The sequence below is a fragment of the Bartonella sp. AA18HLJMS genome (genome assembly GCF_042197245.1).
GTDB lineage: Bacteria > Pseudomonadota > Alphaproteobacteria > Rhizobiales > Rhizobiaceae > Bartonella.
Window position 1 is genome coordinate 80,375 of record NZ_JBHIRP010000004.1, and the last position, 23,629, is coordinate 104,003.

At 37.2% G+C, this 23,629-nt stretch carries 17 protein-coding genes; 5 read left to right on the forward strand and 12 right to left on the reverse strand.

The window, feature by feature from the left end:
• Window positions 1-2: 2 nt before the first annotated feature.
• From ugpE to ACFINW_RS04110, 6 genes are all read right to left on the reverse strand, one after another.
• Complete coding sequence (ugpE, locus tag ACFINW_RS04085) at window positions 3-854, reverse strand: sn-glycerol-3-phosphate ABC transporter permease UgpE (RefSeq protein WP_375613289.1); 852 nt, start codon at window positions 852-854, stop codon at window positions 3-5.
• Between the two features lie 10 nt (window positions 855-864).
• Window positions 865-1,749 carry a sn-glycerol-3-phosphate ABC transporter permease UgpA gene (ugpA, locus tag ACFINW_RS04090; protein ID WP_375621175.1) on the reverse strand — a complete coding sequence of 295 codons (885 nt, stop codon included), beginning with the start codon at window positions 1,747-1,749 and terminating at the stop codon, window positions 865-867.
• A gap of 95 nt (window positions 1,750-1,844) precedes the next feature.
• On the reverse strand, window positions 1,845-3,179 hold the full coding sequence (gene ugpB / locus ACFINW_RS04095; RefSeq protein WP_375618067.1) for a sn-glycerol-3-phosphate ABC transporter substrate-binding protein UgpB: 1,335 nt from the start codon (window positions 3,177-3,179) through the stop codon (window positions 1,845-1,847).
• 963 nt (window positions 3,180-4,142) lie between these two features.
• Window positions 4,143-4,865, reverse strand: a complete 723-nt coding sequence (locus ACFINW_RS04100) for a glycerophosphodiester phosphodiesterase (protein ID WP_375611843.1) — start codon at window positions 4,863-4,865, stop codon at window positions 4,143-4,145.
• A gap of 169 nt (window positions 4,866-5,034) precedes the next feature.
• Complete coding sequence (guaA, locus tag ACFINW_RS04105) at window positions 5,035-6,591, reverse strand: glutamine-hydrolyzing GMP synthase (RefSeq protein WP_375673822.1); 1,557 nt, start codon at window positions 6,589-6,591, stop codon at window positions 5,035-5,037.
• A gap of 132 nt (window positions 6,592-6,723) precedes the next feature.
• Window positions 6,724-8,010 carry an RsmB/NOP family class I SAM-dependent RNA methyltransferase gene (locus ACFINW_RS04110; RefSeq protein ID WP_375639504.1) on the reverse strand — a complete coding sequence of 429 codons (1,287 nt, stop codon included), beginning with the start codon at window positions 8,008-8,010 and terminating at the stop codon, window positions 6,724-6,726.
• A gap of 466 nt (window positions 8,011-8,476) precedes the next feature.
• Between ACFINW_RS04110 and ACFINW_RS04115 the strand changes: the two genes are divergently transcribed.
• Window positions 8,477-8,623, forward strand: coding sequence for a hypothetical protein (locus tag ACFINW_RS04115; protein WP_273722522.1), 147 nt, complete (start codon window positions 8,477-8,479; stop codon window positions 8,621-8,623).
• 179 nt (window positions 8,624-8,802) lie between these two features.
• On the opposite strand, the gene guaB is transcribed toward ACFINW_RS04115, so the two are convergent.
• From guaB to ACFINW_RS04130, 3 genes are all read right to left on the reverse strand, one after another.
• A complete protein-coding gene (guaB, locus tag ACFINW_RS04120; RefSeq protein ID WP_375629996.1) occupies window positions 8,803-10,302 on the reverse strand; it encodes an IMP dehydrogenase in 1,500 nt (499 codons plus the stop codon).
• 150 nt (window positions 10,303-10,452) lie between these two features.
• Window positions 10,453-12,024: a phospholipase D family protein gene (locus ACFINW_RS04125; protein WP_375629995.1), complete on the reverse strand. Its 1,572-nt coding sequence runs from the start codon at window positions 12,022-12,024 to the stop codon at window positions 10,453-10,455.
• Between the two features lie 404 nt (window positions 12,025-12,428).
• Window positions 12,429-13,814 carry a sigma-54-dependent transcriptional regulator gene (locus ACFINW_RS04130; protein WP_375673819.1) on the reverse strand — a complete coding sequence of 462 codons (1,386 nt, stop codon included), beginning with the start codon at window positions 13,812-13,814 and terminating at the stop codon, window positions 12,429-12,431.
• Between the two features lie 253 nt (window positions 13,815-14,067).
• On the opposite strand from ACFINW_RS04130, the gene ACFINW_RS04135 reads away from it, so the two are divergent.
• Window positions 14,068-14,427 carry a hypothetical protein gene (locus ACFINW_RS04135; protein ID WP_375611849.1) on the forward strand — a complete coding sequence of 120 codons (360 nt, stop codon included), beginning with the start codon at window positions 14,068-14,070 and terminating at the stop codon, window positions 14,425-14,427.
• 278 nt (window positions 14,428-14,705) lie between these two features.
• On the opposite strand, the gene ACFINW_RS04140 is transcribed toward ACFINW_RS04135, so the two are convergent.
• Both ACFINW_RS04140 and ACFINW_RS04145 read right to left on the reverse strand, forming a co-directional pair.
• On the reverse strand, window positions 14,706-15,698 hold the full coding sequence (locus ACFINW_RS04140; protein WP_375611850.1) for an SIS domain-containing protein: 993 nt from the start codon (window positions 15,696-15,698) through the stop codon (window positions 14,706-14,708).
• Window positions 15,699-15,737: 39 nt separating this feature from the next.
• The gene (locus ACFINW_RS04145) at window positions 15,738-16,628 is read right to left on the reverse strand and encodes a UTP--glucose-1-phosphate uridylyltransferase (RefSeq protein WP_375639512.1); all 891 of its coding nucleotides are present in this window, start codon (window positions 16,626-16,628) and stop codon (window positions 15,738-15,740) included.
• Between the two features lie 265 nt (window positions 16,629-16,893).
• On the opposite strand from ACFINW_RS04145, the gene ACFINW_RS04150 reads away from it, so the two are divergent.
• Together ACFINW_RS04150 and ACFINW_RS04155 are read left to right on the forward strand one after the other, a co-directional pair.
• On the forward strand, window positions 16,894-18,153 hold the full coding sequence (locus ACFINW_RS04150; RefSeq protein WP_375639517.1) for a lytic murein transglycosylase: 1,260 nt from the start codon (window positions 16,894-16,896) through the stop codon (window positions 18,151-18,153).
• A gap of 14 nt (window positions 18,154-18,167) precedes the next feature.
• On the forward strand, window positions 18,168-19,244 hold the full coding sequence (locus ACFINW_RS04155) for an SGNH family hydrolase (protein WP_375629994.1): 1,077 nt from the start codon (window positions 18,168-18,170) through the stop codon (window positions 19,242-19,244).
• 163 nt (window positions 19,245-19,407) lie between these two features.
• On the opposite strand, the gene ACFINW_RS04160 is transcribed toward ACFINW_RS04155, so the two are convergent.
• The gene (locus tag ACFINW_RS04160) at window positions 19,408-21,432 is read right to left on the reverse strand and encodes a M3 family metallopeptidase (RefSeq protein ID WP_375639522.1); all 2,025 of its coding nucleotides are present in this window, start codon (window positions 21,430-21,432) and stop codon (window positions 19,408-19,410) included.
• A gap of 548 nt (window positions 21,433-21,980) precedes the next feature.
• Here ACFINW_RS04160 and mgtE point away from each other — a divergent pair.
• Window positions 21,981-23,357 carry a magnesium transporter gene (mgtE, locus tag ACFINW_RS04165; protein ID WP_375621166.1) on the forward strand — a complete coding sequence of 459 codons (1,377 nt, stop codon included), beginning with the start codon at window positions 21,981-21,983 and terminating at the stop codon, window positions 23,355-23,357.
• Window positions 23,358-23,629: the final 272 nt, after the last annotated feature.

Genomic DNA, 23,629 nt, shown 5'->3' on the forward strand with positions numbered 1-23,629 from the left:
AATTACTTCTCCGTTTCAATAAGGCCTTTGATAAAAAGCCGCTGCATGAAGATAACAACAAGAACAGGAGGAACCATGGCAACAACCGATACTGCCATGAGTATATTCCATTGAGGATCATGTTGAAGTGATTCGACAATAAGCTGTTTTAAAATAATAAGGATCGTTTGATGATTTTGATCCGTTGTGATGATAAGAGGCCAGAGATATTGTATCCATCCATAAATGAACATAATGATAAATAAAGCAGCGATATTGCTTTTACTAAGAGGAAGAAGAATATCCTTAAAAAATTTAACTGGACCTGCACCATCAACACGTGCCGCCTCTAAGAGTTCATCTGGAACAGTCAAAAAAAACTGGCGAAATAAAAATGTAGCGGTTGCAGATGCAATAAGTGGAATAATCATTCCACTATAGGTGTTGACCATCCCCAATTTTGCAACAATCTCATAGGTTGGAAGAATACGAACTTCGACAGGGAGCATCAATGTAACAAAAATAAGAACAAAAGCAGTTTTTCGGAAGGGAAAGCGCATGTAGATAATTGCATAAGCAGACAAAAGTGAAATAATAATTTTTCCAACGCTAATCCCAAGAGCCATAATGAATGAATTCATTAAGAGTGGCCAGAGGTTGGGCAAACCCAGCTGTGCAAGGCCATCACCAAAGATTGTTTTATAATTTTCCAGAGCATATTTCCCAGGCAAAAGAGGAAGTGTTCCTGAGTTAAATGCTGCTGAACTATGAGTTGATGCAATGATAGCAACATAAACTGGAAAGCAAATAATGATAATACCAACAATGAGAATAATATGGGTTAGAAATTTCAAAACAGGGCGATTTTCAACCATAATTTGTTTCCTAATATTGTACACGGCGCTCAATCCAGCGAAACTGGATAAACGTTAAGACAATAACCATCAACATCAATATTGTTGATTGTGCTGCTGATGCACCGATTATTTGATTTCTAAAGCCATCGTCATATACTTTATAGACGAGGATGCTCGTTGCACGCGCAGGACCTCCAGAAGTTGTATTATCAATAATACCAAAAGTATCAAACATAACATAATTGACATTGACAATAAGAAGGAAAAACGTCGTTGGTGAAATTTGCGGGAAAACCACTGTCCAAAATCGTTTAAAGGGACCAGCACCATCAATGGCGGCTGCTTCTATTTGAGAACGCGGAACAGACTGAAGACCTGTAAGAAAAAAGAGAAAATTGTAAGAAATTTGTTTCCAACTAGCCGCAATGACAATAAGAATCATTGCTTGAGTGCCATTAATACGATAATTCCATAGCACCCCTATTTTCTCGAGAAAAAAAGGGATAATTCCGATGGTGGGATGAAAGATAAACAGCCACAATATACCTGCCAATACTGGAGCAACAGCATAGGGCCAGAGCAAAAGCATTGTATAAGCCTTTTTTGCACGTATGACACGATCAACACAGACAGCTAAGAGAAGTGATATTGTCATTGAAGCGACAGTAACTGAGATGGAAAATACTGCGGTTGTAAGAAGCGATTGCCGATAAGTAGGATCAGAAAGAACGGTTAGATAATTCTCAAAACCAATAAAGGTTGTTGTAAAGCCAAAAGGGTCTTCACGCTCAAAAGATGATTTTATTGCTTGGGCAGCAGGCCAAAAGAAAAACAAAAAAGTCACAAGAAGCTGAGGAAAAAGCAATCCGTAAGAAAGTAGACTATTTTTAAAATATGCATGTTTTTCTTGCATTCGTAGGGCTCTTTAAATGTAGAGACTTTAAAAAAGTAAACAAAAAGGACTCAACCGTTTTTGTTGAGTCTTTAATGTTTAACAATAAAACGAAATTAATGATTAGATCTTTCAAATTCACGCAAGAGTTTATTTCCACGTTCAACGGTCTCATCTAAACCATCTTTCGGCGTTTTTGAACCACTAAGAACAGCTTCCAACTCTTGATCAAGAATGGCACGAATTTGTGGTAAATTACCAAATCTTATCCCTTTTGAGTTAACTGTTGGTGGATTAAGATTAATCTGTTTGATAGCTATATCCGCACCTGGCGTTTTTTCATAGAAATGTTGTTTTTTGCTCAATTCATAAGTCGCTTTTGTGGTTGGGAGATAACCTGTTTCCTGATGCCATTTTGCTTGATTTTCTGTTTTTGAAAGAAATTTAAGAAAAGCGGCTGCCCCTGCATATTCCTTTGGAGTATGTCCCTTAAACGCCCAAATAGAAGCTCCCCCAATAACTGAATTTTGTGGTGCTCCTTCTGTATCCTTATAGTACGGTAGCATACCAACCCCCACATTAAACTGCGCTTCAGAAACAATCCCAGCATGTGATCCTGAAGATTGCATAAAAATTGCACAATTTTGTGCCATAAACATTGGTGTTGAATCTAATGCACCTGCTGGACCACCGTAACGGAAAATACCTTGATCAGACCACTTTTTCAGGTCAGTCCACATACGCACTTGTAAAGGTCCATTAAATGTAAGTTCTGAATCAAGTCCTTTGAAGCCATTTTCCTTCGTTCCAAAAGGAACATTATGCAACGCTGAAAAATTTTCTATACCAATCCATTGAGCGGCATAAGCCATTGTAAAACCACAAGTCGCCGCTTTAGTCTCAAGAATTTTCTTGGAAAAGTTTTCTATATCTTGCCATGTTCTAGGAGGCTGTTCTGGATCAAGCCCTGCTTTTTTAAAGATATCTTTGTTATAATAAAGGATGGGTGTTGAAATATTAAATGGCATAGAGACGATACGTCCCTGTTCATCGGAGTAATAACCACTAATAGCAGGGAAATAATCTGTAGGATCAAATTCTTGTTTTGTATCAGCCATAAGTTGATAAAATGGGTAGATTGCGCCTTTTGCAGCCATCATAGTTCCAGTACCAACGTCATAAATTTGAGCAAGTACTGGCTGTTTCTTTCCACGAAATGCTGCAATGAGTGAAATCAATCCCTCTTCATATTCACCGCGAAATGAAGAAACAACTTTATACTCAGATTGACTTGCATTAAAATCGTTAATGAGACTTTCAGTTTGCTTTCCTAATTCACCACTCATAGAATGCCAAAAGCTGATTTTTGTCTGTGCAAAACTTTCTGTCATCCCCGCTGTGGACATTATGATAGCAACCGTGGCCGCTATGGAAAGATAAAAACGACTCATGCTTCACCCTTTCTGAAGTGATGGAATACAAACTACCCCTAAATTTATAGTATTACACATGAACATGCTATGACTGTTTTATTTCAGAAACATATTCTCTCATTTAAACAGGAACCACTTAAAGGTCAAATGAATTTGTTTAAATTTATTTATTTTCTTTTATAAGCTTTCTTATGTATTCACGAAATACGCGTTTGTAACTATCTGAAAAAAGTGAGATGGCTTAAATAAGCAAAGTCACTTGGTAAAAAGATATGGATCGTAAATATCATTCAATGACTATTTTAATATCTGGATTTACTTTTTTAAAAAGAATTATTTATTCTTTTATTATTTGTCTTATAACTTTCGGCTTATAACTTTAACACGATGCTGCTACTGAATTTAAAGAAGAGACAAATAGAATTTTTTTAAAATTAAGAAAATCATTTTGAAGCGCTTAATAGTCTCTTTCCCTGTAACAAGGTCACACCCCTCACGCAAAACAAAATGACACTGTATGACCAATTTCCATGCTGTTAAAAAATCTTTCAATACATCTACATTTCATGATAGAATCTATAAAATAAGCCCTAAAGCCTCTCCATTAAAGTATATAAGACTTTTTGTATGCCATCATTTTTACACTTCATAAAAGTGCAAAACGACATCATCATGTGCGACCCTAATGCTTAAACAAGCCTTGCATTTGAAATATGTTAAATGAATATTTTTATTCTTTTCTCAATCATTTTTTATCCACACTCCAACCCTGCTTGTAATGTTCAAACGAATGATTTTGATTGATTCATTGTAAAAATATTTTAAATAAGAGAATCTTACGTATTAAGGTCTCTTACTCACATGAGTAAAATATTAATTATGATTATAATCAATGTATTATTGTTATATATTAGATAATTTTTCTTCTTTCATTACGCTAACTTTATGAAGATATATAGTTCCTTTTGTGTTGATGTATTTTTACCTTTGTGCACACAATTGTAATGCGAGATCAGGTTGATCTGTCGTAATATAATGTACAGGCATATCAAGCCAATATGATAACCGAGCTTTTCCATTAATTGTCCATACCCCTACAGTAAAACCAGCCTCAAGAGCAGATTCAATAAAGTTCTGTGAAACAATAGAGCCATCTAAACTTAGATCAGAATAACCTAATTGCTTCCATTCAGAAAAATGACGGTACATATCACCTTCAAAATTATCAACACATGGACCAGATGGTATTCCTGCTTCAATAAAAGGACGAAGGATAAAAGGATCAAAACTAATTGCAGAAACCCGTTCTGATAAATTTCGGCTTTTTATTAGCGCAAGCGCTTTTTGGGATAATATTGTTTCGCGCTCCACTTCACCGCATGTCTTGATTTCAAGATGCAATGCAACATTCGTTGGTGCTAAAAGATCAAGCACTTCTTCTAATAAGGGAGGTGCTTCTTGGCTTCCTTTTACGCAGAGTTGTTTGCGCGTTTCATTATCAATGTCGTGAATATACCCCTTTTTTCCAACCAATTGGTCTAGACGGAAGTCATGAAAGACAACCACTTCACCGCTTTTCAGCAAATGAACGTCGCATTCAACTTCATCAACACCTAACGCTATAGCATTATTAAATGCCGAAAGGGTATTTTCAGGATAAAGATGAGCTCCTCCACGGTGTGCAACAATTTTTTTCTCAGACATGCAAAATCCCACACTTCTCAATTTTAAACGATATTGACGTACAGATTGCCAGATAAAGGCTTATATCATATGAAAATACACAATCATTTTTAAATGATTTTTTCTACACTTTTCGAATATCAAACCCTCAGTCATATTTTATTCTTAAAAGACTTATCCTTCATTTTAATTATTCCCATTCAATAGTACTAGGAGGCTTTGAGGTTACATCATATACAACACGATTAATCCCTCTAACTTCGTTAATAATACGTGCTGCTGTCTTACTTAAAAACGCCATATCATAAGGATAAAAATCAGCAGTCATTCCATCTACAGATGTGACGGCGCGAAGAGCACAAACAAATTCATAAGTGCGACCATCCCCCATCACGCCAACAGTTTGAACAGGAAGAAGAACAGCAAAAGCTTGCCAAATTTCGTCATAAAGACCAGCTTTATGGATTTCCTCAAGATAAATAGCATCTGCTTCACGTAAAATTTCTAATTTTTCACGTGTTACAGCACCTGGACACCGAATTGCAAGGCCGGGACCTGGAAAAGGATGGCGACCAATAAACTGCTCCGGTAGCCCTAACTCTCGCCCTAGCGAGCGAACCTCATCCTTAAAGAGCTCACGCAACGGTTCTACAAGTTTCATCTTCATCTGTTCTGGTAGCCCACCCACATTATGATGGCTTTTAATGGTTACCGTTTCACCAATAGCAGACACACTCTCAATAACATCTGGATAAAGTGTTCCTTGTGCTAAAAACTCTGCACCTCCTATTTTTTTAGTTTCTTCTTCAAAAACTTCAATAAAAAGGCGACCAATCGTTTTGCGCTTTTTTTCTGGATCTGTCTCACCTTCTAAAGCATTAAGAAACACATCAGCAGCATTAACGTGAATAAGCTCTATATTATAGTGATCACGAAAGAGCGTGAGAACTTCTTCAGCTTCATTCTTGCGCATCAGCCCATGGTCTACCAAAATACATGTCAGTTGATCTCCTATGGCTTCATGAAGGAGTACCGCTACAACAGATGAATCCACTCCCCCTGAAAGACCACAAATCACACGACTTTTCCCAACTTTTTGTCGTATCGTAGCAATTGCCTGCTCACGATAAGAAGCCATTGACCAACTACCTTTAATAGCAGAGATCTTATGAACAAAATTTTGCAAAAGTTTTGTACCATCCGGTGTATGGATAACTTCAGGATGAAACTGTACCGCATAAAAATATCTTTTCTCATCAGCAATAGCCGCATAGGGAGCTCCTTTTGAGGTTCCTATGACACGAAAACCTTCTGGTAAAGCTGCCACACGGTCACCATGGCTCATCCATACTTGATAACGAGAACCTTTTTCCCACACTCCATCAAAAAGGGCACTCTCTTCTTGAACTTCCAAAAAAGCACGCCCAAATTCACGCTCATGTCCAGCTTCAACCTTTCCTCCAAGCTGAACACACATGACTTGTTCACCATAGCAAATACCCAAAATCGGAACACCCGCCTCAAAAATTTCCATTGGAGCACGCGGAGAGCCCTCATCAATAACGGAATAAGGACTCCCTGATAAAATAATAGCTTTAGGATTTATGCGGCGCACAGCTTCTAAAGCCAATTGAAAAGGAGTAATTTCACAATACACTCCCATTGCTCGTACCCGTCGTGCAATAAGTTGTGTAACTTGTGAACCAAAGTCAATAATAAGAACAGTGTCTGGATGTGATATGCTCATAGAAAACCAATCAACAATTGTAAAAGAAAACTCATGAGAGTTATGATTCAATCTTTCTCTTTTCACAAGCCTGTTTTCTTAAGAAAAAGATTATTCTTATAAAGTTTATGATAAAAAGTGCAAAAATATGGATCAATGTTTTTTTTGCAACACAGATAAAAAGAACCCATCTGTTTGTGTTGTGGCCGGCGACAAAGTAAGTCCATAATTTGAAAAAACTGGTTGCACAGGAGAAAAACTAAAATGTTTCTGCCAAAGCGCTGGCATATCTATTGGAGAAAAATGAGAATGTTGTTGAAGAAAATGGGAAATTTGTTCCTCATTTTCATCTGTAAAAAGAGAACAGGTAATATAGATTAGGCGCCCATTTGGCTTAAGATAAGCTATCGCTTCATTCAAAATATCCCTCTGTTCTGTTTGGCGTTGTTTCACTTGTTCTAATGTTAAACGCCATTTCGCATCTGGACGACGACGCCATGTTCCTGTCCCACTACATGGTGCATCTAGTAGAACTCTATCCATCTGGCCTATTAATGGCTTCAATTCTTCTTTTTGTGCTCGTGTTTGTACATTACGAACACCAGCACGTCGAAGACGATCAAAAATAGGAGCTAGGCGCACTTTATCAAAATCATAAGCATAAATTTGCCCACGATTGTTCATATCGGAAGCTAAAGCTAATGTTTTGCCCCCAGCACCTGCACAATAATCTAATACCTGCATGCCCTCTTGCGCTTCCACAAGGTGAGCAACAATTTGAGATCCTAAATCCTGTATTTCAAAGTGTCCTTTTTGAAAAGCTGGTTCCACTTGAACATTGGGATGACGATTAAACTTTTCAATCGGTGCAATTCTTAAAGCTTGCCCAAACCATGGAAAAGATTTAAGTTTGGTTTTTGCTAATTCTTTCAGCACCTTTTCTGGTGTTGCCTTTAGGTTATTTACCCGTAGGTCTAAAGAAGGACGCGTTGCTAACGCAGCCGCTTCAGTGATCCAATTATCACCAAATAAAGGACGCAGATGCGCTTGACACCATTGCGGAATATCACCACGAATATAGTCTGGAGCATCCACTAATTGCTGACCTTGCCACGATTTACGCTGTTTAGCCCCTAATAACTGCGGTGCAAACCGATCTTCTGCCAACTCACCGTCAATTTGCTCCAGCGTCATTTTTCCAGAATCTAATAAGGCACCAAAAACGATATCTCGGATATCATCACTCTCCATACGCCATTGTAAAGAATAACGTCGTCTTAAAACATCATAAACGATTGTACCAATAGCTGCACGATCACCTGCTCCAGCAAAGCGATGAGAAAGACCCCAATCCTTTAAAGCTTCTCCTACTGGGCGATGCTTCATTTCTATCTCTGTGAGAACATCTATTGCTGCTTGCAAACGCCCACCTAATCGCATTCATTTCTCCCATTAAAATAATAAAATTTTAAATCATCTAAAAAATAATATTATCGCCTTCTTGCCAATGAAACCTTCTCAACGCCATAAAAAATTTACATTCAATATTAAAATGATCTGATCATACTTTTTTATAAGATCCAATTTAGAGTATCTAAATTTTTCCTTTCATCTTCTGCCCATTCGTTTTTTATCCTTCTACCTCTTATACTAAAAGATACGTAGCCATCCATAAAAAACTTATTTCCGCCATGCATTACGAAAAAAACAAACTCTTTAATTTATTTGCGTAAAATAAAGTTTACGAGGATTGTCTGAACAATAGAAAAAATCTTCTCATAAAATTAAACAAGCTCATCTTACGTTCAACAAAAAATTAACTTTTTAGAAAATGCTTGGAACCACTATTTGGCATGACCGTTTTTACTCTAATGGCAACTGCCAGACAATTTTAAAGGAGAAAATAATGACTTATAATAATGGAAAAACAACTTCGTCTAAAAGCCGTCATAATACAATGCCCTCAAACAACGGAAAGAAATCCGTCCAAAGTGATCAGACAAACACTCGCCAACGTGCGTCAAAGACTGGACGGAAGACAACAAAAAGCTAATTCTAATTTTATATAACTTATTTCATATAGTCTTAACAGAAAGGATTAGAGTTTTAACCTCTAATTCTTTCCTTTTTGGGATTATTACACCAAATTACAAACAGAAAAAAGCGCAGTCTCTCTTTCTTGTTCTCGGAAAATTTTATATTTATGCAATATGATACTAGGCTCTTGTTTCTTTAAACTGGCCCACGATAATTTGGACTCTCTCGTGTGATAGAAACATCATGCGTATGACTTTCATGGAGTCCCGCATTCGTAATACGTACAAACGTTGCTTTTTCACGAAACTCTACGAGATCTTTTGCTCCAACATACCCCATCGAAGCACGAAGTCCACCAGCAAGCTGATGTAGAACTGATGCTATAGGACCTTTATAAGCCACCTGCCCCTCCACACCTTCAGGAACCAACTTAAGTTCATCACGAACATCATCTTGAAAATAGCGATCTGCCGATCCTCGTGCCATAGCACCAACAGATCCCATGCCGCGATAAGCTTTAAAGGATCGTCCTTGATAAAGATAAACTTCGCCAGGACTTTCTTCTGTACCCGCTAAAAGAGAGCCAATCATAGCAGCACAAGCCCCACCTGCTAAGGCTTTAGCAAAATCACCCGAAGCTTTTATCCCCCCATCAGCAATAACGGGAATACCCGCTTTTTCAGCAACTTCTGCAGCATTCATAATGGCTGCAAGCTGAGGAACACCAACACCTGCAACAATTCGCGTTGTGCAAATAGAACCAGGACCAATCCCAACTTTTATAGCATCCGCACCACTGTCAATCAAAGCCTGTGTTGCTTGAGCAGTCGCCACATTACCAGCAATAATAGCTGGAGAAAACGTCATTTTTTTAATACGCTCAACAGTGTCTAATACACGCTGAGAATGTCCATGTGCAGTATCAATTACTAGAATATCAACGCCTGCATCAATTAATCGTTCAGCCCGCTCAAACCCATCGTTCCCTACACTACTTGCAGCTGCAACACGCAAGCGACCTTGTGAATCTTTGGCAGCGTTTGGATTTAATTTTGCTTTTTCAATATCCTTAACTGTTATCAGTCCGACACAACGATTCTGTTCATCCACAACTAATAATTTTTCAATACGATGATGATGTAAAAGATACTTCGCTTCACTGAGTTGAACATTTTCACGCACTGTGATTAAATTTTCATGCGTCATTAATTCATAAATTTTTTGTTTAGGATCCGATGCAAAACGCACATCCCTATTTGTCAAAATGCCAACAAGCCGTCCAGCAGTTTCACCTTTAGCACCATTTTCAACAACCGGAATACCGGAAATACCATGAGAGCGCATCAAAGATTTTGCTTCTTCAAGTGTTGCATCTGGTCCAATGGTGACTGGATTAACAACCATACCAGATTCAAACTTTTTTACTTGGCGAACTTCTTCTGCCTGCTCTGCAGGAGACATATTACGATGAATAACCCCAAGACCACCAGCTTGAGCCATAGCAATTGCCAAACGCGATTCTGTTACCGTATCCATTGCCGCAGAAAGCAATGGCAAATTGAGCTTAATATCCGCTGCAATGCGCGTACTGAGATCCACTTGACTAGGCATAACAAGAGAATGACCGGGTTGTAAAAGTACATCATCAAAAGTCAGTGCCAATGCACCTGTCCCCGTTTCAACAATCTTTGCCATATCAAAATTCCTTTTATAATAAAACACCGCAAGAAGCTTTAAAATACAACTGCGGTTCTCATACATGGTAGATTGGCAAAAAATTATGCCATGCTACAAACAAAATGAAAAGAAAAATAAATATTTTTTTTAAGTGTGGTTTATAAAAATTTACAATTGTGATTCAATAGGTAACCAACTTATTATTTTTGCAAATGCGCGACGCCAAAAATTGCTTTCTGGCTCATAGTCAATGCTATATTTTTTTTCATTTTCAATAAAATCCCAATAAATACGATTATTATCACCAAGACGCAGATGATAGCTCATTTCCCCTGTGGTTTCTTCAGAAAACAACAAATCTAATCTTGCTGTAATGGGAGCACATTCAAAAAGAATGCCCATTTCTGTATTTAATGATGCTGATCTTGGATCAAAATTTAAAGATCCAATAAAAGCTGTTTTACGATCAATTAAAAAAGCTTTGGCATGTAAACTTGCCTTACTCGATCGAAACAATCGTAACCCATGAGTATTGCCTTCCGCTTTTAATTCATAAAGATTAACACCACTTTTCAACAATGCCTTACGATAAGGTACATAACCACCATGCACTAATGCTACATCAGTAGCAGCTAAAGAATTTGTCAGAATTTTGACATCAACACCCTTTGAAACCAAATTACTAAAATTCTGCGTGCCAACCTTACCAGGAACAAAATAAGGTGACGTAATCTGAACCGTTTTTTGGGCATTTCCAATAACCTTTGAAAGTGCCTTCATAAGCCAATTGCTTGCTTTTTTACGCAATGCTTTTTCTGGAGGGTCAGAAAGAACAACAACTTTGTCTGCTAAAAATAACCGCTTTCCTGTTTGGATAAAACAATTAAAGTTAATGTGCTCTTTGACATAATCTAAATAAACTTTTGCAACCTTGGAATCACGAAACTTTCGTAATTTATCTTTCCAATAGCTAAGATCACTTGCGCTTTTAGGAACAACCAAAGTATGAATTGGCAAAACAACAGCACTATTCCAAAAATCATCAAAGATACTTTCTACCTTTTTAACAGAAGGACCGATTAACATCAAATCTAAATCTCGAAAATGGGATTCTTTACCAGCATCAAAATAAGAATCTGCAAGATTACGTCCTCCTACAAAAGCGACCCTGCCATCAACAATAAAAGCTTTATTATGCATTCTACGTGTTACAGTAATTGCCCGTAATATAATTTCTAAACCACGGCGTAAACCACCTTTACGCGATCGCCCTGGATTAAACATTCTCACCTCAATATAAGGATGTTTATCTAGTGCAATATAAGCTGGATCACGTGCCTGAGCATTAATATCATCCAAAAGAAGCCGTACCCGAACCCCTCGATCAGCTGCCTCAACTATTTCACTTAATAATAGGCGCCCCGTTAAATCATCATCCCAAATATAATACATCAGATCAAGGCTACGCCCAGCCTCTGCAGCTCCTATTGCACGAACACAAAACGCATCCAAATTGCTGATAATGAGGGAAAGGGCATCTTTATCAATCCCCAATCCATTTTCTTTCTCAGCTAATTGACTGACGATACGATCAAGCTTAGTTTCATCTTTCTGAAGAGGTAACGCATAAGAACATTTCCCCCTAGCATTTTTCACAAAACGCCCATAGGTGTAGATTGCCAACATAGATGCAATAAAAAAAAAGAGGACAAAACCAATAACAATCTGTAAAAGAGTCAAAGAGGGCAAACTTTCTATTTTAAACTATCACATCATCAGTAATGCAAACGATAACACTAATCACTTTATCTTAATCGTATAGCAGATAAAATGCCACTTCTTGCTTAAGAGTGTATAAATTTAATATTGATGATACAAAAATTTTAGCGGTAGTATTTAAAAGTTTTTAAAAATGCTTCTCTGTTTTAATAAATGTAAACTTAACTAAAATTGTATAAATTGAAACAAACGATTAAAATAGTCACATAAAATTTATATTTGATTTAAATCTACAAAATCATCCTCTATAGATAAATTTTACAATAAATGATTATTTTCTTCAGCTTTCCCCCACGGACTTTATCAAAATCCACTCTATTTTTTTGAAACGTTTGCTTGTCATGAAGAGAAATTTGTTATGAATTTTACTTTCGTTCTTGATTTCTTATTGCTCTCAATTCTTCCATTTTTCTATAAAGTGTAGAGCGACCAATATGAAGGCGGCGCGCAATCTCACTCATATGTCCTTTATAATGTTTAATCGCTTTCTCTATAATATCATGCTCCATTTCTGCAAAAGTACGTACATGCCCATCAGTATTCAAAAATTTTATCGATTCTTGCTCTTTATCTTCTTGCATATTACCCTCAATGATATTGGGAACATTCATTAATGAATTTCCCATTAATTGCGGAAAATCTCGAACAGTTAATAACGGTCCTTCACTGAGTAAAATCGCACGAAATAAAAAGGTTTCAAGCTCATTTCTATTGCCAGGCCAATCATACTGCATAAGCAAGGAAAGAGCAGAGCCTGCTAAACCATGGACATGTGATCGCCCTGTTTCTGTGATAATGCGATCAATCAAACGTTGTGTGATCTCTGGAAAATCATCCCTTAATTCTCGTAAAGCAGGAACGCTAATAGACAAGTGAGAAAATTGTTCAAACAAACTATGCAAAAAAAAGTTCTCATTAACCAAGTCCTTTAAACGCGATGTTGAAATAGCGATGATCCGAAAAGGAAAAAAATCTCCTTTTGTATCCCTTTCCCTTTCTTTAAGGTAATGAGCAAACCGTTTTTGCTGTATGGGCTCAAGTCGATCAATATCACAAAGGCAAAGTGTCCCTTTTTCAAGAGAAGAAACCAATGGTAGGAATTCTTTAAACCACTGCTGATTTTCTTCTTCTGGATCAACGATGGCTGAACATTGAAAGCGAACAAAAACACCCTCCGAAAATAATCCCTCATGATGAATAATCCGAGCTAATGTCTCACGTCCTGTTCCAGCTTCTCCCTCTATCAAAAGATTCTGTAAAGAAGTTGCTGCTTGTCTCGATTGTTCTAATACTATCTGCATAGCTCTACTTTTTACGCAAAGATCAGAAAACCGTAAATGATTCTCTTTTTTTCGCCGAATATCTCGAACCTCATGCTCCAAGGCAGAAATAAGAGCAAGGATATCCAAAGTAACTCTTACACGTAATAATGTTACTGGATGGATCCAATAATCAATAGCTCCAGCTGTTAAAGCTTTCTGGAGTAAATGCTGATTCTCTTGTTGTGCTATAACGACAATAGGAACAGAAACACCAGCAACTCTAATCATTTTAATCAAATCGCTCACACTCAAATCACTCATAACGACATCAAGGAGTGCAAGCACAATGTTTTTACGCCTGTGTAAAAGATCAATCGTACGGAGACCATTTTCTGCTTCAATGACACGATAACCAAAACCTCGCAGCATAGAAGAAAGTTCTATACGTCTTCCATAATCTTCACTCGCAACAAGAATGGGACCAACCATAATGTCAATAATCTCCTTTGAGACTACTTAGCAGCTTAATATAAAAATTGTTGTAAACCATAAGAAATATTTTACCTCTTGTGTTTCACTTACGAAATTCATCAAGCTGTCAATTAAATACAACATTAAGGCATTTTTTTCCATTTTTTTGCTTTTTCATTGATTTTTATCAAATTTTTCATATTGACTCATGGGGTAATTTAATAATGTTATAGAAACTAGAGAGCAAAATAATCTAAATAGAGTGCAATAAATGAAACATACCTATCATATTTTATGTCTTACAATTACCGCCTTGCTGTTAAGTGCCTGTAACTTTTCGCGATATTATAACTCAAATATGCCAACTGGAATTGATGGAAAATGGGTTGATGAGAATGGTATTATTTCTTCTTTCCACAATGGTGTTTTTGAAACGCATGCAGCAGATACAGAAGAAAAACTATCAGAAGGAGCATATAATTATCTCAATGCCCAAAATATAGAAATTGAAATACGCTCTATTCTCCGTGGAACAATTTCTAGAGTCAATTGTACAATGTCATATGACGCCACACAACTTCTCTGCACCTCACATACAGGAGCACAGTTTTTCCTTAAGCGGAAATCTTAAACAAAGTACAAGGGAAACCTCTCTTAAGAACAGAGGGAGCACACACATTAAGCAGGAGGCGATATCCTTTCTCCTCCTGATAGAAAATCCTCTCTAAAATACGCAAAGAGGCTGGTATAATCTTTACCCTGAAAATTTTCTAAACATTATGAAATGCGTAAAATAATCATTTTCTTCCACAAAATATCAGTAAAGCCACCTCACAATAAAATTGTAACTTTGTATCCTGCAATCTATTTCAACCTAAAATAACATTTTATTTGATAGGGAACTTTAATCTAAGCAGCTCCAATGCGCAAAAGATCATGAAAATGAACAATTCCTATCGGTTTTTTATCTTCAACCACAAAAAATGCACCAATCTGATGATCATTAATAAAAGCTGTTGCTGCACCAACAAGTGTATTTGGCTTTACAACTTTAGGAGCTTTGGTCATCACCTCGTCAACATTAAATTTTGATAAATTAAAATGAATGTTACGTGCAAGATCGCCATCAGTTACAATTCCGATTAGTTCACCTTCTTGATTCACAACACCAACACAACCAAAATGTTTTTCCACCAAAACATTCATCGCTTCAGTCATAGCTGTTCCCTGCATAACCAAAGGAATATTATCACCCTCATGCATAATATCACACACGTATTTAAGGCTTGCACCAAGAGAACCACCAGGATGATATATTTTGAAATCCGTTGCGGTAAAACCACGCATTTCTAAAAGAGAAACCGCTAATGCATCTCCCATTGCCAATTGCATAATTGTTGAAGTTGTAGGGGCTAAACCATGGGGGCAAGCCTCTTCTATCTTTGGTAATAATAGCACAATATCAGCTTGCCGCCCTAACACAGAGTGCTTACTTGATGTCATCGCAATAAGGGGAATACGAAAACGCGCCGCATAACTCATAATACCACTTAACTCTTGAGTTTCACCAGACCATGATAACGCAAGAATAACGTCATCAGAGCCAATCATACCAAGATCACCATGATTGGCTTCTGCAGCGTGCACAAAAAAGGCAGGTGTTCCAGTTGAGGCTAAGGTTGCTGCAATTTTTGTCCCTATATGACCACTTTTTCCAAGGCCAGTAATGACCACATGTCCACGCGCATTTCTAATAGTTTGAACAGCCGCTTCAAAAGAAGAAGAAAGACTTTCCAGCAGAGCTTTTTCAAGAGCTTCAAGCCCCTGCTTTTCACTAGCAAGTGTTTTAAGCGCTGATGCTACTGCACCTTGCAAAGCCATATGAGGAGACGGTATTGTCATAATCAAATTCGATCAATAAAATTAAGTGAGAGATCTATATCACTTTTCAACATTAATGGTTTCCAGTAAATTTTTCAATGAAGCAGAAACGTGGCTGTGCATATCAGCGCGTGCCAAAGAAAATGCAACGTTGGCTTCAATAAAACCAGCTTTAGAACCGCAATCAAAAGTGCGCCCTTTTACTTGCAAACCCCAAAAATCTTGCTCATTTGAAAGCCATATCATAGCATCTGTTAATTGAATTTCATTTCCTGTTCCCCGTTCTTGAGTGGAAAGAATATTAAAAATTTCTGGCTGCAAAATATAACGTCCATTGATGTACAAATTTGATGGTGCCGTTCCTTGTGCCGGTTTCTCTACCATTTTTGTGATTTCAAAACCATTTGCAATCTGTTTGCCTTTCCCAACAATACCATATTTATGTGTTTCTCTAGGATCGCATTCCTGAACTGCTATAATATTCCCCCCACCCACCTTTTCATAAAGGCTCATCATTTCAGAAAGACAGCCCTTTTTCGCCTGTATCAACATATCGGGTAATAATAAAGCAAAAGGTTCCCCTGCAACTAATTCACGCGCACACCAAAGAGCATGCCCTAATCCCAAAGGTTGCTGTTGCCGAGTGAAAGAAGTTGACCCTGGTAATGGCTGTAAACGGTATAAGTTTGCAAGATCTTCTTTCTTTCCACATTCAGCAAGTGTCGTGTATAATTCAACTTGCGCATCAAAATAATCCTCAATGACTGCTTTGTTGCGTCCAGTCACAAAAATAAAATGCTCAATACCAGCTTCCCTCGCCTCATCCACAACATATTGAATAACAGGTTTATCAACAACTGTTAGCATTTCTTTAGGAATCGTTTTTGTCGCAGGAAGGAAACGCGTACCAAGACCTGCTACTGGGAATACTGCTTTCCGGATTTTACGCACACTCACCCTCCTCAATGAATTCATATAACTTTTTTGTTTTATTTATCATATGTTTTTACGAAATGGTAAAAAAGATATCTTATTGTTTTGATTATCATTATAATGGGCAATCAAAATGTAAAAAGAGTCTGAGAATTTATTGAAAGGATTAAAACGAGTTATTTATTTCAGTTTTTTCCTCTTCTTGATCATATTATCGATTAAACTAAATACAAAATAAAGTTATTGCACATCTAATGAATTGAATATTAATGGGGATTTCAAAATGCAAAAAACAGAATTGAAGAGTTTCTCTTTTTTTTTAGAGAAGTCAATAGCTTGGAGACCCCTTGTCACTGGCTCTGCCATTCTTTTGTCTGCTTTTTTAATGTTTTTTGCATCATTTTCACATGCGGATAGCGGATTTAAACACTGGATTAAAGAATTTAAAAAAATAGCTATTGCTCACAATATTACCCCTTCTACGTTTCATATGGCGTTTAAAGGTGTTAATGCCATTGATCCTGAAGTTCTAAAAAGCGCCGCATACCAACCGGAATTTGTTGCTCCTTCCTGGAACTATTTCGATAATCGTGTCCATGATATCGCAATTGTGGAAGGACGGCGCCAAGCAAAAAAATGGAACAAATGGCTTCTTCAAATTGAAGAACGTTTTGGTGTTGACCGTAATATTCTGCTTGCTATTTGGTCAATGGAAAGCAATTATGGGAAAATTTTAGCCAATAAAAGTGTAATGCGTGATGCCATTCGCTCACTTGCAACCCTAGCCTATGCCGATAAAAAACGCGAAAAATACGCATATACACAGCTGATTGCTGCTATGAAAATTCTACAAAGTGGTGAAATTAAACGCTCTCAACTCACTGGATCTTGGGCCGGAGCATTGGGACATACACAATTTATTCCAAGCAGTTATCTCGCCTATGCTGTTGATATAAATCAAGATGGACGGCGTGATATCTGGAACTTTGTTCCAGATGCTCTGGCTACTGCTGCTAACCTTCTCCACAAAAATGGCTGGCAACCTAATCTTATTTGGGGAGTAGAGGTAAAAGTGCCACAGGGGAAAAACCTTCCTGAAGGCTGGTATTCCTTTGAACAATGGAAAAAATTAGGTGTAAAACACGCAAATGGGCACCCTCTTCCTACATCAGCTGAACAAGCAATATTAAAATATCCAGATGGAGCAAAAGGACCTATATTTTTAGTCACAAAAAATTTCTTTGTTCTGAAACATTATAATAATGCAGATCGTTATGCGTTTGCTGTTTCCCTTCTTGCTGATCGTATTGCTGGACATCTTGGATTAGTGCATGATTGGCAAAGACCTTTTCAGCCTATTACCTTCCAAGAGTGCAAAGAACTGCAATCTCGCTTAAGTGCATTGGGATATTATAAAGGAGATATTGATGGACAAATCGGAACAGCCTCTCGCAAAGCAATCAAAGCTTTTCAGCTGCATTACGGTCTAAAAGAAAATGGATATCCATCATCTCAAGTGCTTTTTATCCTTCGCAAACAATAATGGAGACTAAGGTTTTGTCTTCTTTTCGCCTGATATACTTGACATTATTGCTGTTTTCACTTTCTATTGTGGGGATCTTACAGCCATCCCCAAGTAAAGCAACGAACTTCTTCAAATGGTTATCACAACAAAACAAACAGACACAGCAGCCACCGCAAATTATAGAACAAAAAATAGACAAGCCGCAAAAAAAAATCGTAACACAAAAAAACATACAAAAGCTAAAAAATGAGAATGCAAAACGCATTCTTGTTGTAGGGGATTTTGCAGCCTCTGCTGTTGCCGATGCACTTAAAAAGTTTTTTATAAATAATAGCGATATCGTTATCATGAACAACACAATACCAGCTTCCGGCTTAGTTCGAACGGATTATTATTCTTGGCAAAGCAATATTTCTAAACTCATTGACCAAAATAGCCCCGATGTTATTATCATGATGATCGGTGCAAATGATAATCAACCCATCACAGACTCTCATAACATGATTAACACAGATCAGTCAGAATGGATACGCATCTACAAACAAAGAATTATCGAAATTACTGAAAGTCTTCACGCCTCTGGAAAATCATGGATATGGATAGGTCAACCTTCTTTTGGAAATGACCTTTTGACACAAAAAATGAAAATTTTTAATGCGCTCTATAAACAAGAAACAGAAACAGCAGGAGGGTATTTTCTCGATATCTGGAGCGGCTTTAGTGATGAAGAAGGATTTTTTTCTTTTTCAGGCTATGATATTAATGGAAAAACAACCAAATTACGCACCAATAATGGCATGCATTTCACCCCTGAAGGAAAGAAAAAACTTACCTCTTATTTAGAAAAACCATTGAAAAACATTTTAAATTTTCACGCCTTTTCTCATGAAAATTCATACTCAACCGATAAAGCTATTCAAAAACTTATACAAGAATCAGAGAATCAAGAGCGGAGTAAAATTATGCGTCAGCTTCCAATGAGCCTCGATGATATGGTACAAAAAAACACTCACCTTTTAGGCAAAAGAAAGTCAAGTTTTATAAAAAAATCATGGTTTCCACCAAATGGGCATCAAAAAGATCGAGCTGATAATTTTTCTTTCCCATAATGTCTATTTAAAATACAAAATCTATTTTCCTCTATAAACAAAAAGCGAATAAGATAAAAAAACTCTGTTTACAGAGCTATAATGAAGAAAAAATTTGCATAAATCGCAACTGCACCTTTCGAATAATATGAAAACGGCATGGTGTTAACCATACCGTTATATCTTATAGTCCACGTTTGTTAATCATTGCCTCTGGTAAAGGCATTCGTCCCCGAAAAGCTTTATAAAGCTCCTCTGGATCACGACTTCCTCCAGCGGAGTAAATAAAACGTTTCAACTTATCAGCAAGCTCTGAATTAAAAACATCTTCCGTTTCTTCAAAAGCTTGAAAAGCATCAGCATCAAGGACTTCCGACCACATATAAGAATAGTAACCAGATGCATAACCATCCCCCGCAAACACGTGCATAAAATGTGGGGGACGATGACGCATAATAATTGTATCAGGCATTTGCAACTTTTCTAATTCTTGGCGTTCAAACACTGTTGGATCAGTGACTGTTTCGCCTTGATGAAAAGCCATATCCACTAAAGCTGATGAGATAAATTCAACGGCAGAAAATCCTGCATTAAATGTCTGTGCTACTAAGACTTTATCTATCAACTCTTGTGGCATAGGATGACCTGTTTTTGTATGTATAGCATAAGATTTTAATATCTCTGGTACTGTTAACCAATGTTCGTAAAGTTGAGAAGGTAGCTCAACAAAATCACGTGAAACAGATGTTCCCGACACAGATGGCCATGTGACATCAGAAAGCAAACCATGCAATGCATGTCCAAATTCGTGGAAAAGCGTACGTGCATCATCAAGTGATAAAAGAGCAACTTCCCCTTTAGGTGGTTTAGCAAAATTACAAACATTGTAGATAATAGGCTTTTGTCCGCCATCCAATTTATGTTGTGATTGCAAACTACTCATCCACGCACCGGAGCGTTTTGAAGAACGCGCAAAATAATCACCAATAAAATGCCCAAGTAGACTTCCATCAGACTTTTTTACTTCCCACAAACGTGCATCAGGATGCCAAAGTGTAACAGCGTTTTTTTCTTCAAATGTAATGCTAAAGAGTTTTTCGGCTACCCCAAAAGCCGCTTTAATCATAAGATCAAGCTGAAAATAATATTTAATCTCAGCGCTATCGAAAGAAAGTTTTTCAGTGCGAAGTCTTTCAGCATAATAACGCCAATCCCAAGCAGCTAAAGATTCATTGCTGCCCTGATTGTTGGCAAAATTTTGTAAGTCAATTTGCTCAGTAGAAGCTTTCGCTCTTGCGCGCTCCCATACAGGCATAAGCAAATCCATAACGGAATCAACACTTTTAGCCATAGTATTATCGAGCTTCAAATCTGCGAAAGATTTATATCCCAATAATTTAGCCTGCTCATCTCGAAGCGCAACAATCTCTACAATAATTGTTTTATTATCATTCTTGTTATTATTTTCACCACGTTTAGCCCAAGCTTGGAATGCAACCTCACGCAAATCACGACGATCAGAGAATTTTAAAAAAGGTTCAACAATCGAACGTGCTAGTGTTAATGCATACGCTTCTTCATTGCCTCTTTCACACGCAATTTCCTTCATTGAAGCAATGAGATCTTGCGGTAAACCAGATAAGTCTGTTTGTTTTAAAAACAGAATCCATTCAGCTTCATCATTTAAGACATTTTGTCCAAAAGTAGCATTTAAAAAAGCAAGTCTTTCATTAATTTCCAAAAGCCGTTTCTTAGCTTTTTCATCGAGTTTTGCCCCATGACAAACAAACTTTTTCCACCATAATTCAAGAACACGTGTTGTTTCACTCTCAAATTTGCCCAACTGCGACCGTTTATAAAGCATATCTATTTTCGCAAATATCCGTGCATCCATCATCATTTTTGAAGAATAACGAGAAAGTTTTACAACGAACTCTTGCTCTAGCTGTTGAATTAATACATTCGTATGAGCACTGGTGCGTAAGAAAAATATTGAACAGACACGATCAAGCGCTTTACCGCAAAGCTCAAAAGGCTGCAAAAAATTCTCAAGCGTTGGTGGTTCTTGCACCATCGCAATTGCCTCTAGTTCTTCTTCTGCTTCTTGAAGTGCCTGTTCAAAAGCGGGTTTAAAATCTTCGTCACTTATAGAAGAAAAATCAGGAAGACCTGAAAATCCCTTCCAGTCCAGCACTGCTGCTTTTGTCATAATACTTTATGTCTCCATTATAAATTTAAACTGTAACAATTATCTTTACGACACAAATTGATAACATACTAAAACTATTTCGTGAGTTTCAAAACTACCTTTCAAAACGCTATTGAATAAAAAACCTGAAAATCGTAAAGTTCTTTCATTCAAACCATATTATATTGAAGCAATAAAGATTATTCGCTCGCACATCACAATAGAATTGCATATTAACAAAAACACTTGGAGAAAAGCATAATCTCCACTCTTTATAAAATATTGCTGTAGATTCTTTTGAAAATCGCAAACTGCATTAAAGAAATGATGGTAAAATCAGAACTGATTTTTACATTTACGTTTTTATATTATCCTCAAATTAAGCTGTATTCTCGTTTTAGTGATTCAGAAACTTGTTTATAACTTACAATTTACCCTTGACTTTACTTCAAATATTAACAATTGGGAATATAGCTGGGGAGTTTTTTTAAATCTTCCATAAACTTTTGTTTTTATCTCATCTATTATCTAGATTTACAACTCTCCAACTCTTCAGGAGGTACTTTATCATGACTGAAATCAAAACGGCCTTCGACTTCAAAAATTTTTCTCCTGAAGCTCTCGCTGAAAAGTTAAAGAACCAGCATTTTGCAGACTCTATTGATATCATCAATGAGCTCGATATCATGGAACGTGTAACTATTCTTAGTCTTCTGCCTCTTGATTATGTTATCGAACTTTTTGATAAACCAGAGCTTGAGCAACCTGCTGCCATCCTAGAACTTCTCCCTATAAATCGTGCTGTTGAAATTCTTGACGGCATGTCTGCTGATGCTGCTGCAGACGTCTTTCAAGAAATGAATAAGAAAACCCGTACACGACTTTATGCCTTGCTTAACCCCTTAACGCGCGCTGAACTTAAAAAACTCACCAGTTATCCTGATCATACAGCAGGAGCACTGATGACAACAGAGTTTATAGCCGTTCCTTCAAACTGGACCATACAAAAAACTTTGGATCACATTCGTGAGGTCGAGCGAACACGTGAAACAGTTTATACCAGCTATGTAATTGACCCCAAAACAGGTACTCTTCTCAAAGCTGTTTCCCTGCGTAACCTTATTCTTGCCTCACCTGATGAACAAATTCTTAATGTCCCTACCCATGACTCGCCCATTACAATATCACCTTTCACACATCATGAAGATATCGCACGCCTTTTCCAGCGCCATGATCTTCTCTCTGTGCCTGTAGTTGATGAAAGTAACCATGTCATTGGCATTGTAACCGTTGATGACGTGCTTGATACTATGGTCGATGAAATGAATGAAGATGCCTATAAATTTGGGGGTATGGAAGCACTTAATAAGCCCTATATGCAAATTAAGTTTCCTGAAATGATGAAAAAACGCGGAGGCTGGCTCGCTTTACTCTTTATCGGTGAAATGCTGACAGCAAGCGCTATGCAACATTTCGAAACAGAACTCGAAAAAGCGATTATTCTTACACTGTTCATACCTCTCATTATGAGCTCAGGAGGAAATTCCGGCTCACAGGCTACATCCCTTATTATCCGTGCATTGGCTTTACGTGAACTCACGTTGAAAGACTGGTGGAAAGTGATCATTCGTGAAATTCCAACAGGACTATCCCTTGGTCTCTTACTAGGAATTATTGGTGTTACGCGCATTGCTCTTTGGCAAAAACTAGGTATCTACGACTATGGCCAACATTGGATTGCTATTTCGACAACAGTGGGTACAGCTTTAGTTGGAATCGTTACCTTTGGTTCTCTTTCTGGATCTATGTTGCCTTTTATTCTTAAAGGTTTAAAATTTGATCCAGCAAGTGCTTCTGCTCCTTTTGTGGCAACTTTAGTAGATGTCATGGGCATTATAATCTACTTTTCTGTAGCTTCTCTCATTTTGTCAGGAACTCTTCTTTAAACATGTAAAGTAAAAACTCTTACTTATGGAAAAATCTTGTCATGTAACCTAAGATTCTTTCCATAAGAGAATAAGCTTTATTATTTATTTTCTAGCACACCGCTCTATAGATAATTTATTATTTTTTTGAATAACAGCTCCGAATAACGTAATTTTACCTCATCATAAAGCTTCTCATATTAAATCGATTAAAGTCATCTTCTTGCCAGTCACAAACGAGATCGGTGTATGGCTAAAAACTATTCAAGAAAAAATAAAATACTTCTTATATC